Genomic DNA, 10,643 nt, shown 5'->3' with positions numbered 1-10,643 from the left:
TAACGCCGCAAACAACAGCACATAGGATGGCGTTGTATTTGCTGGCTTTTTGTTTTAGCAAAAACGATGACAGCCGTTATGCGTGATCTTGCCCCGATTTAATTGCCTTGTTAGCAACTAGTGGCACAGTGATTTTGGCCTCTCATTTAGAACACTTTTCTAAGTCGGTGAAGTGATCAATATGGATCTTAGGGAAATTAAAGCCGACTCAGGATGCACAGAATGTAAAGGTACAATCGCCATGAGTGTTTCATCTTCATAAATAATACTGGTTTCCATTTCATTATTTATAATTTTACAGAAAACACAGTCAGACATAATTGCCACCCATAAAAAAGCTCGACCAATGCCGAGCTTACTCGATTACTCTTTTTTACTACCTACTACTTGCCCTTCTTTAAATCCGACAATTCTTCGCTGTACCAGATCTTACGTTGAAAGCGCGGGTTCTTTGAAGACATATCAATCTTGTATGGGTTGGCTTCCGGATGATATGGCAAATCTAGAATGGTAGTGAGCTCTTGTGCTAGCCATTTTTCGACTTTAAGTACGACTAGTTTCTTACGTAAACGGCCCTGCTCATCACGGTTTAGAATGGTTGGCAAAGTGTTGAGCGTTAAAATTTCACCAATGGCCGGGTGAGCCATGCGCTCGCGACCTTCATCGCTGGCGTAGAAATGCGAAACAGCAAACACCATGCGCTCAGGGTTGATTTTTTGTAAGAACTGACAAGACTTAACCACGGTAGAGCCGGTGCGAACCATGTCATCGAACAACACAATGCTGCAACCGTCTAGACCTTCAAAGGTGTGTTCACTTTCGTTGTGCAGGGTAATGGCCACTTTGCGTTCGTTGGTGCGTTCTTTGTCGAGCATGATAAATTTTGCTTTAGACAAGCCAAGCGTATTGAACATGTCTTTCACAAAATCGCGCGCGCCTTTATCGGGTGCGCATAATACCAACCCTTCACCATCTGGGCCGTAATTTAAAATATCGCTATTCAATAAATAGTGAGCGTAAATTTGATAAGGGATCAGGTTGTGAAAATCGCCTTCAAATACGTCTGAGAAAATACGCTGCACAGAGTAAGAATGGTTGTGAATTGTTAGCACGGTATCAACGCCAGAGAGCTTTAATAGCTGTGCATATAACTTTGCCGTGAATGCTTGGCCGTCGAATTTCTTAATGTCTTTAACGTCGCGTTCAAAATGCGTCTCGCCTAAATCGGCATGAGCACCTCGGTCTTGTGCGCTGTAGAACAAATCAGGTTCAATCAGAACCACGCGAGTCGCACCATTTTCTTTGGCGGTTCGGGCTATGACCAAATTAGACATCGCCAATTCTTGACGAGATTTAGTATGGCTACTGGTACTGACAATAACCACGGTCTTGCCGGTCAGTGTTTGACCGATGGAATCCATATCCAGCTCATCAGAGATGAAGCGTGGGCAAAATTCAGAATTCATAAAGGTTTTCATGCTGATCAAATCAGCAATGTCTTCATGCTGACCCATAGCGTAGGCGATATCGATTGCGAATGGGTTGTCAGACGTGTTACTTACAACGACGACATTACTAGACCGATTGGTCGAAAAACTCATGAACAGATCCTTATCAAAATCGGTTGATTGGAGGTGCTAAAATTAAGACGCCCATTCTAATGTTAACGCTTCCTAATCGATACTGTATATACATACAAAATTTCAATTTTTATGAGTATAGGAAGAATAAAAGCGCTTTACCAAAAAGGAAATGTTGATTTGAACAGTATGTTTTAGCGCATTATACCAATGCGACAAAACCTTATCAGAATTTGTTATTCTCCTTCGTAAATATCCGTATTTTATTTCTGTTTATACTCGATTGGCAGGCGAAGTCCAGCGTTGCCTCTACCGCTCGTTTCATACAAAGGGATTTATTAAAAAGATCGTTAAATAGCCAGTAAACAAGCTGATACCAATCTAGATAAATATCTGATCAACCTTGCTGGTTCAAGCCAGATAAATTAAATTACAGCACAATATTAGAGTAAACAATCTAAGTCGCTTTGTGCCCCTTTCTGCCTTAGAAACCTAAGTAGCAAACGCCACCAATCGACTTAGAAATCAATTTTGGAAGTGACTGTATTAACGTTGCGCTTCACCACGCAGGGTGGGTGAAACGAGAGAATTTAAAAAGTTAATTGACTTCCATAAACGTCAATATCAAAAAAAGCGCCTCAGCTAACCCGGTCTGGTGAAAGCGCCTTGTTCTGCTGTAATCGAATAACTGATACACAGCTTTTTACTCCAAGTATTTTTTAACAATTTTTTCATGAATTCCATTTGCTTTCAGCTCAGCGAGGCTCTTGTTAAACTTTTCAACCAACTCAGGTATTGTGGATTTTTTACTAAACATCAAATATACACTGCCGGAATTGATTATCATTGGATAAATTTCAACCTTATCCAAGATGTTTCTTTCACGCAATAGGTGGCTTCCTGATATTTCATCTCCGGAAAATCCATGAATTTGTCCTGCGATTAATTTTTTATGATTTTGAATACTCTTGCCCACAACCTAGACTTGTTTTTTGAACTGAGGACTATTAATTAACCGCGCGAACTCTTCTCCTTGATAAACGCCTCTGACAACTCCTAAGTTAAAGTCAGTGCCAATAATATCTTTTAGAGATTCAAACTGATATCTGTTGACGGTGCCTTTTAATACAAAAAGCACTCTTTTGTGTTCTCGATAAGATTCTGAAAAATATGCCCATTTTTTTCGTTCCTCAGTCATTGATGCAGATGCCACCAAATGCATTCTTCCATATTCAGCCTCAAAGAGCTGTCTTCTCCATGGTGTTTTTTCTAACTGGACTTCACATCCCATATTTTTCACAATGGCTCTTATTAAGTCTATATCCAATCCGGTTAATTGTTTATTTTCGTCGATATACTGATAAGGCTTCCATGGTTCCCAACCCATTTTTAGAACACATGATGACTCAGCGAATACAACTGGAATAGAGAAGCAATAAGAAAAGATGAAAAAAAATATTGTCAGCATGGGGCGTAGAAAACAACGTTTACGATAAATTATTTTTTTCATAACAACCTCTTTATTTCTTTAGAGTTATCGTTAATTGAATATATTCTTAGTACTCTAGAAAATGCAACCAGCAATATGGAAAAAACAAAGGCAATTCACCAACAGTGGATAGGCAAAGCAGAACGCCTTGCTCACCTGCGAGTAAGTTGGTGCTGTTTTTGCTGCTTTTTATTTTTAGCAAAAACCGCGACGACTGTACCTAGTCTGAGTGCAGCAACTTAAATATCAACTGCCTGAAAGCCATGTGGTTTAACACTACCGCTAATAACCCAGTTTCGGATGTACCTGCACACTCAAATCCAACGCCTTACACGCTGGGTATACTCTTTCCAATCCTCAGCAAATGATTCGTTCATCTTCTTTTCCTCTAACGGGATGTAATATGAATTAATGATTAAATACAGTGCCAGCGGTCCAATTATTGGGGTAACGCTTCCCAAAATAACCCAGATTCCAATTAGCATAATGACAAAACCGAGATACATTGGATTTCTACTGACTCTGTATAGACCTGTAGTCAATATTTTTACTGGTTCACCCACTGGACTAAGCGGTAATTTCTCCTGTATAAACATCTTTTTTGCTTTTATTGCCATGATTAGCCCCCCAACGACAACAAGGATTCCAATCAGATTGAATGGGTACAAAATTAGTATTCCAAACGGATATAGATAGTGTAATACCACCATGAGGGTGGTCAGCATATACACTTGATTCGGAGGTTTCTTCCAAAATCTATCCATCAGCATTTGATTCTCCTTCTTCTATTTAACGCTTTATACACAACCGAGTGCATCAATCACTAGGCCTTATATATATAATTCATAAAAAAATTATCTTACATAATAAAGCGAACAGATCAAAATGTTATATGGGCAACTGAGTTATAGGGAAAATATATACAGGCCTAGTGCCATGTATCACCTTTACAACATAATAACTAAGCACCTGTTTTTATTTAATAACTAACGAACAAGGCATGATAACAATCAAACTGATGCTTTTTCTGGCAGATAACACGTATTCCAAGGGTGTAGTGGTACAGCAAATTTGGCTTCGTTTTCATAAATTCCAGTAAAACATTGTAAGGCGCTTTGTGCCCCTTTCCGCCTTAGGAATTTCTTTCCTAAATTAGCTAATTCTAACGGATCATAAAAAATAAAAATGATAAATATCTTACTGCTAATACGCAAAAATCATTCGAATAACCCTACACAGAGAATTATTCAAGCTTGATAGCGACACTGCCGTTACGAATCCATATTTTAAAAATCTTAAATGTTTCCCCCTCTTTATTGGCCACAGTTTCTACGTTTTCGGCAAATACAACATCTTCGGTTTTGAATTCTAGCAACGCGCCATTGCTAGACAAGGGATTCAGGCGCAAAAAAAATCTTATCGGGTTCGGATGCACTTTGTTTGGGGTGCCCGACATCGGGAACAGCTTCGTTCAACAAACGATTTTTATTTGAATACTTTTCAAGTGTACGCTCACTACTAATCACTTCAATAATATTAGGTATCATAACAATTCCCCCTTTTTATGTTGCTGATAATAGAAGTTAACAAACTATTAGTCCGCATTCGCACTAATGTGCGAGTGATACTTATCTAAATATAGTCACCTACAACACAGTTAATTTGAGATAAAAAAAGATCACATTACATTTCAGGTATTTAAATAACTTTGTATAAACGGAGATATAACAGCAGATTGTATTTTAATTTTATGTGCAATAAACGATTACTAAGATAACTCAACTCATTGACGCTCTTGAGGTTTTAAATTGGTCAAAGAAGTCTATATTTAAGGGAGCTCTGATTATCTCAGGTTAGAGCTTAGGCAAGCTCAGCTAAATGGTAATTTTAGAGATTATAATATTAGTTAATCCGGGCTGCATTAATAAACAGATAAAATAGATTCCTGTAAAAAATATCGGGATATTCTCATGCTAAAAAGACATCGCCTGCTCTTTATCAGTCTGCTGATTATTGTCGGCATTGCAGTACTTCTTGTTTATACCAAACGTCCTCGCCCGGTCGCTGTTGTGGTACAGGAAGTAACGCATGGAGAAGTTCTTGCAACCATTACTAATACCCGCGCGGGGACGCTCAAAGCCTGTCAACGTGCACGCCTTTCCCCCTCTATCGGTGGGCAGATTGAAAGTCTGCCCGTTAAAGAAGGTGATCGGATCAAAGCCGGACAACTGTTGCTGGAAATATGGAATGATGATTTGCAGGCACAAGTTACACTGGCTGAGCATGAAAATAAAAGAACCATTGCACTAGCGCACGAAGCCTGCATTATCGCCGAGGCAGTCAAACGTGAAGCTCGTCGCCAGCGCATATTACGCAAAAAAAAGATGGTGTCTGAAGAAAGTGTAGATAATACAGAAAGTGAAGCACAAGCAAAACGGGCCGTCTGCGAAGCCGCTAATACATCAATCAAGGTCAGCCAGTCAAAAATCAATGTCGCCCAGGCAGCGCTGGCACGTACCCGATTAACCGCCCCTTTTGCCGGCCGTGTTGCTGAAGTTAATGGTGAACGAGGTGAGTTTCTTACGCCTTCTCCAATTGGCGTCGCTACCCTGCCGGCGATTGATCTGATCGATTACACCTGCCTTTATGTCTCCGCGCCTATTGATGAAGTCGATGCACCTCAGATTCGCGCGCAGATGCCCGCTCGTATTTCACTGGATGCTTTTGCCGGTAAAACATTTGACGGTATTGTGCGCCGCGTTGCTGTCTATGTGCTGGATCTGGAAAAACAGTCGCGCACGGTTGAAATAGAAGTTTCATTTAGCAACATCGAAGATACAGAGAATATGTTGCCCGGTTATAGTGCAGATGCCGAAGTTATTCTGGAACGACGTGATAACGTTTTACGCATTCCCACTGTGGCATTATTTGAACGCAACAAGGTACTCATTTTCAACGATGATGGACTGCTTGAACAACGTCAGGTAGCAACTGGTATGAGCAACTGGAGTTATACGGAAGTAATTGATGGCATCAAAGCTGGTGAACAGCTTGTTATTTCAATCGAGCGGGAAGGTGTCAAAGATGGTGCCCATGCCGTTATTGAGAATAAACATGATTGAATTAATAAGCATTCATCGTGACTTTCTTGTTGGAGATCAAACGGTACATGCGCTGGATGATATTAATCTGTCTATTCAAGCGGGTGAATATATTTCAATTATGGGACCTTCCGGTTCGGGAAAATCAACCTTACTGAATTTAATCGGCTTACTTGATAGTGCAACTGAAGGCTCCTATTTACTAAACCAGCAGGATGTCACCGTCTTGCCTGATGGCCAACGGGCTGCAACACGAAGCAAAACCATCGGTTTTGTTTTTCAGGCTTTTCACCTGATTCCCCGATTAACTGCCGCAGAGAATATTGAACTCCCTTTAATACTTGCTGGTACAGAGCCTGAGCGGCGGCGTCCACTTGTTAATAAAGCCGTCACGGATATGGACTTAACAGATCGCGCTCATCATACTCCCGATCAACTTTCAGGCGGGCAGCGCCAACGTGTTGCGATTGCCCGTGCGACCATAATGCAGCCGAATATATTACTGGCTGATGAACCAACGGGTAATCTTGATCAAAAATCCGGTCAGGATGTCATTAATATTCTTGAACAACTTAACCAACAGGGGATCACTGTGATTATCGTGACTCATGATGCCAATATCGGCCAACGAGCAATGCGGCAAATACAAATGGTTGATGGCCGGATTGAATCAGATCAAACTTTATCTCAGACAAGCTCAAGCTAATGGCAACTTCTATCAGTGACATTGCCCGTTTCTCCTGGACAGCCTTGATGGGTTATCCAACCCGAACGATATTAATGTTAACTGCCATGGCTATTGGTGTTGCCGCAGTCATTATGCTAACTGCATTGGGTGAAGGTGCACGACGCTATGTAACAAATGAATTTTCCTCATTAGGGACCAATCTTGTGATTGTTTTCCCCGGCTATTCTGAAACATCGGGCCTTAACCCCATAGCAATGGTTGGAACGACTCCCCGCGATCTGACGCTGGATGATGCACAGGTATTAACCCGAAACACAAACATTCGCCGTATAGCGCCTATCAATATTGGTTCAGTTAATGCCAGTTTTCAGGGACGCTCACGTGAAGTTCCTATCATTGGGAGTAACTCGGAGCTTTTAAATATTCGCCATTGGAAACTGGCACAAGGGCATTTCTTGCCTGCCACCGATCTGGATCGTGCTACGCCAGTCTGCGTTATTGGCCGTAAAATAAGTGACGAACTATTTGCTACACAGGCGGCAGTCGGACAATGGATACGTCTGGGTGACAGGCGTTTTCGTGTGATCGGTATTATGGCTTCTGAAGGTCGATCGATTGGTGTGGATGTACAGGATACCATTATGATCCCGGTGGCATCTGCACAGCAACTGTTTAATACCCCTTCATTGTTTCGTATTCTAATAGAAGCCAAAACCCGTTCAGCCATTGAGTCAGTCAAACAATCCACAATTGAAATATTAAAGGAACGTCATCAGGGTAAGCGGGATGTGACAGTGATTACCCAGGATGCGGTACTGGTAACTTTTGATCGTATATTAGGTGCATTGACTTATGCGATCGGCGGCATTGCGGCTATCAGTCTCGCTGTCGCCGGTATTCTAATCATGAATGTGATGCTGGTCGCCGTATCTCAACGTACCGCAGAAATTGGTTTACTTAAAGCATTGGGTGCTCCTCAACGTCAGATCATCCGCCTGATTTTATCTGAGGCCATTATGTTATCTGCATTCGGTGCCGTCATCGGTTTATTACTGGGTGAACTGGGTTGTTTTGCTATAAGACAGGCTTTTCCAGACTTACCAGCCTATGCCCCACTCTGGGCGGTAGCGACTGCGATTGCTGTAAGTCTGTTGGCCGGATTTATTTTTAGTCTGCTTCCTGCTCGACAAGCCGCGCGCCTTGATCCGGTTTTAGCCCTAAGAGGTAAATAGATTATGCAGCTACGCGACTTCCTCCATTTAACCGGTTCATCTCTGATTGCACATCGCTTGCGAAGTTTTTTAACTGCATTGGGTATTGCTGTGGGCGTTGCTGCGGTTGTCCTATTAACTTCTATTGGCGAAGGTGTACATAGGTTTGTGCTCGCTGAATTTACCCAGTTTGGTACTAATTTAGTGGCCATAAATCCAGGCAAGGCGACTACTGGCGGCATCAGTATGGGCGTATTTGGTACTGAACGGCCATTAACAATTGCAGATGCCGAAGCACTTAAACGTTTACCTTATGCCAGAGCCGTAGTGGCTTTTGTACAGGGCAATGCAGAAGTAGAAGCTGGAAATCGTAGCCGCCGTACTACGATTTATGGTGCCGGCTCACAAATGCCTGAAGCTTTTCAAATGGCCGTAAAGTCAGGCCGCTTTCTGCCTGATGATGATCCCACTGCTCCGCGTGCTTTTGCCGTACTAGGCAGTAAACTTAAACACGAATTATTTAGCGATCAAAATCCTTTAGGACAACGCATTACGGTGGGCGGTCATCGTTTTCGCATTATTGGTGTAATGGAGTCAAAAGGTAACGTATTGGGCTTTGATCTGGATGATACAATTTATATTCCAGCATCCCGTGCCTTGAGTTTATTTAACCGTAACACCCTGCATGAAGTCGATGTTCTTTATGATGATAATACTTCAGTGGAAACCGTTGTAAACGGAATTAAAGAAATCCTTGAATCTCGACATGGCAAGGATGATGTCACCATTACCACTCAGCAACAAATGCTCGAGGTACTGGGTTCAGTATTAAATGTGCTGACCTTTGCAGTTGGCGCCATTGGCGGTATTTCATTATTAGTCGGTGCTATCGGCATCGTCACTATCATGACGATTGCCGTTAATGAACGCATTAGTGAAATCGGCTTAATTCGCGCATTGGGTGCCAAACAGTCTCAGGTACTTAGTTTATTTTTAGGTGAGGCAATTGTACTTTCTGCTATTGGTGGACTTGCAGGACTGGGACTGGGTATCGGCATTGCCCAACTCCTGCATCTGAGTTTGCCTGCTCTGCCTGTACATACTTCATGGAACTTTGTCATTCTGGCCGAAGTCATTGCCATTAGCATTGGACTTATTGCCGGAGTCCTCCCTGCCCGCCGTGCTGCTCGACTCGACCCTGTCGAAGCCTTACGTACGGAATAGTGATTCATAGTTTCTTTTTGTCAACTATCGGACAAGTTGATTATCCAATCTTTGGGTGGGATTAGACTACTAGCACAGGATAATTGTTAGAATTGGTGGAGTCTATACATAGCTTTATGCTCCTTTACGAGTTAGAAAACTAACTCGCAAACGCCCCCATTATAGAGTTAGAAACTACAGTGTATTGATCCAAATAACTGCATCACTACAGTACTTAATCTAGGCTATAACTTCAGTTTAGCGATGACACCAAATGAAGAGCTATTCGCTTCTTCTGTATCAAATCCATTTACGATTTCTATCACCTCGAACCCATTATCTGCGAGTTCGGTGCGAATGCTTTCACGTGTAAAATATTGTATCCAGTTATAGACATGCCATGTGCGCTCTTCTTCAACAATAGTGTAATGGTCAAGTGAAACACGATCACCTTCGTAGCGAAAGGCATTGTGGAAAGTGTAATACTTGTTATTTGACCAAAAAGGATGCATGTAATTTGGTGCAAATGAGCAATGCTCAGTAAAGCTATCAAATGCACTTAGAGAAAAAACGTCGAAGACAAAAGTACCATCGGGTTTTAGACATTCTCGTACTTGGCTATAGAGTTTTTGACGTTGGCTTGCCGAGATTGCACATAAATCACAATAGATTAACGTTACTATATCTTGATCTGAAGGGAGTGCTTTTTCTAGATAATTTGCAACTTCATAAGTGATCTCCAACTGACATTTAGATGCAGAGCCTTTAGCATATTGAATTGAATTGACAGAAAAATCCAAACCATGAACCTTTGCTCCCAGCAAAGCATATTTTTCCGCATATAGACCGGGACCACATCCGAGGTCACAGATCGATTTTCCATTCAATTCAAACATATCATCTATCCATGTAACAACTCTATCTATTGCTATCAAAGGACGTGATGCCATTGGTGTTTCCTGGCTTAAGTGAGCCTGAAGCATTTGTTCTGCAAGGTGAGGCTCTGTCCATAATTTATCGGTGGTATAAACCGAAAATACTTCCGGTTTTTGATCTATTTGGGTTAATTCTTTGAACATGTATAAATCCTAGTATTTACGAAGAGTATTTCTCTCGTGTGTTGGTTTAAATGCATGCTATAGGAATGGGGTTATGCTGTATTGAATAAATCAGACAGAACAGATAGCTTTTGAGCCATTTTACGGGCGAGTTGATATTGCAACTATGCTGACACCGGGGGAATGCGAAACTGATAGTTAGAGAAGAATTTCTGTATCTAACACTTTTTGTAGCAGGGACGGTGTTTGACCCATGTAGCTTTTGATCTCTCTTGTCATGTGGGCCTGATCTGAAAAGCCACAATCTATAGCT

Annotated in this window: 12 protein-coding genes; 4 read left to right on the top strand and 8 right to left on the bottom strand. The window is 41.7% G+C overall.

What is annotated here, in order from left to right; all coding sequences use genetic code 11:
* Nucleotides 1-159 precede the first annotated feature (159 nt).
* From AC4GME_RS13910 to AC4GME_RS13880, 7 genes are all read right to left on the bottom strand, one after another.
* Complete coding sequence (locus AC4GME_RS13910; protein WP_490379606.1) at nucleotides 160-318, bottom strand: hypothetical protein; 159 nt, start codon at nucleotides 316-318, stop codon at nucleotides 160-162.
* A 65-nt stretch (nucleotides 319-383) separates the two neighbouring features.
* Entirely contained in the window at nucleotides 384-1,601 is a 1,218-nt protein-coding gene (locus tag AC4GME_RS13905) for a phosphoribosyltransferase family protein (RefSeq protein WP_490377930.1), read from the bottom strand.
* Between the two features lie 682 nt (nucleotides 1,602-2,283).
* Complete coding sequence (locus AC4GME_RS13900) at nucleotides 2,284-2,556, bottom strand: hypothetical protein (protein WP_490377929.1); 273 nt, start codon at nucleotides 2,554-2,556, stop codon at nucleotides 2,284-2,286.
* A 3-nt stretch (nucleotides 2,557-2,559) separates the two neighbouring features.
* Nucleotides 2,560-3,090 carry a substrate-binding periplasmic protein gene (locus AC4GME_RS13895; RefSeq protein WP_490377928.1) on the bottom strand — a complete coding sequence of 177 codons (531 nt, stop codon included), beginning with the start codon at nucleotides 3,088-3,090 and terminating at the stop codon, nucleotides 2,560-2,562.
* Between the two features lie 293 nt (nucleotides 3,091-3,383).
* On the bottom strand, nucleotides 3,384-3,839 hold the full coding sequence (locus AC4GME_RS13890) for a methyltransferase family protein (protein WP_490377927.1): 456 nt from the start codon (nucleotides 3,837-3,839) through the stop codon (nucleotides 3,384-3,386).
* 473 nt (nucleotides 3,840-4,312) lie between these two features.
* On the bottom strand, nucleotides 4,313-4,444 hold the full coding sequence (locus tag AC4GME_RS13885) for a hypothetical protein (RefSeq protein WP_490377926.1): 132 nt from the start codon (nucleotides 4,442-4,444) through the stop codon (nucleotides 4,313-4,315).
* 10 nt (nucleotides 4,445-4,454) lie between these two features.
* Entirely contained in the window at nucleotides 4,455-4,616 is a 162-nt protein-coding gene (locus AC4GME_RS13880) for a hypothetical protein (RefSeq protein WP_490377925.1), read from the bottom strand.
* A gap of 423 nt (nucleotides 4,617-5,039) precedes the next feature.
* Here AC4GME_RS13880 and AC4GME_RS13875 point away from each other — a divergent pair, with 423 nt between their 5' ends.
* Genes AC4GME_RS13875 through AC4GME_RS13860 form a run of 4 tightly spaced genes read left to right on the top strand, consistent with a single transcriptional unit; the run spans nucleotide 5,040 to nucleotide 9,293 of the window.
* Nucleotides 5,040-6,191, top strand: coding sequence for an efflux RND transporter periplasmic adaptor subunit (locus AC4GME_RS13875; RefSeq protein WP_490377924.1), 1,152 nt, complete (start codon nucleotides 5,040-5,042; stop codon nucleotides 6,189-6,191).
* A complete protein-coding gene (locus AC4GME_RS13870; RefSeq protein ID WP_490377923.1) occupies nucleotides 6,184-6,876 on the top strand; it encodes an ABC transporter ATP-binding protein in 693 nt (230 codons plus the stop codon). The genes AC4GME_RS13875 and AC4GME_RS13870 overlap by 8 nt, the downstream gene beginning before the upstream one ends.
* Nucleotides 6,876-8,090, top strand: a complete 1,215-nt coding sequence (locus AC4GME_RS13865) for an ABC transporter permease (RefSeq protein WP_490379605.1) — start codon at nucleotides 6,876-6,878, stop codon at nucleotides 8,088-8,090. Before AC4GME_RS13870 ends, AC4GME_RS13865 begins: the two co-directional genes overlap by 1 nt.
* Before the next feature lie 3 nt (nucleotides 8,091-8,093).
* Nucleotides 8,094-9,293 (top strand): ABC transporter permease, encoded by a 1,200-nt coding sequence (locus AC4GME_RS13860; RefSeq protein WP_490379604.1) that lies wholly within the window; start codon nucleotides 8,094-8,096, stop codon nucleotides 9,291-9,293.
* A 224-nt stretch (nucleotides 9,294-9,517) separates the two neighbouring features.
* Here the strand turns inward: AC4GME_RS13860 and AC4GME_RS13855 are convergent, their stop codons facing one another.
* The gene (locus tag AC4GME_RS13855) at nucleotides 9,518-10,351 is read right to left on the bottom strand and encodes a class I SAM-dependent methyltransferase (RefSeq protein WP_490376557.1); all 834 of its coding nucleotides are present in this window, start codon (nucleotides 10,349-10,351) and stop codon (nucleotides 9,518-9,520) included.
* Between the last annotated feature and the right edge of the window lie 292 nt (nucleotides 10,352-10,643).

The organism is Psychromonas sp., from assembly GCF_983033635.1.
The sequence above is the reverse complement of the archived record's forward strand: the minus strand, read 5'-3'. Positions and strand labels throughout refer to the sequence as shown.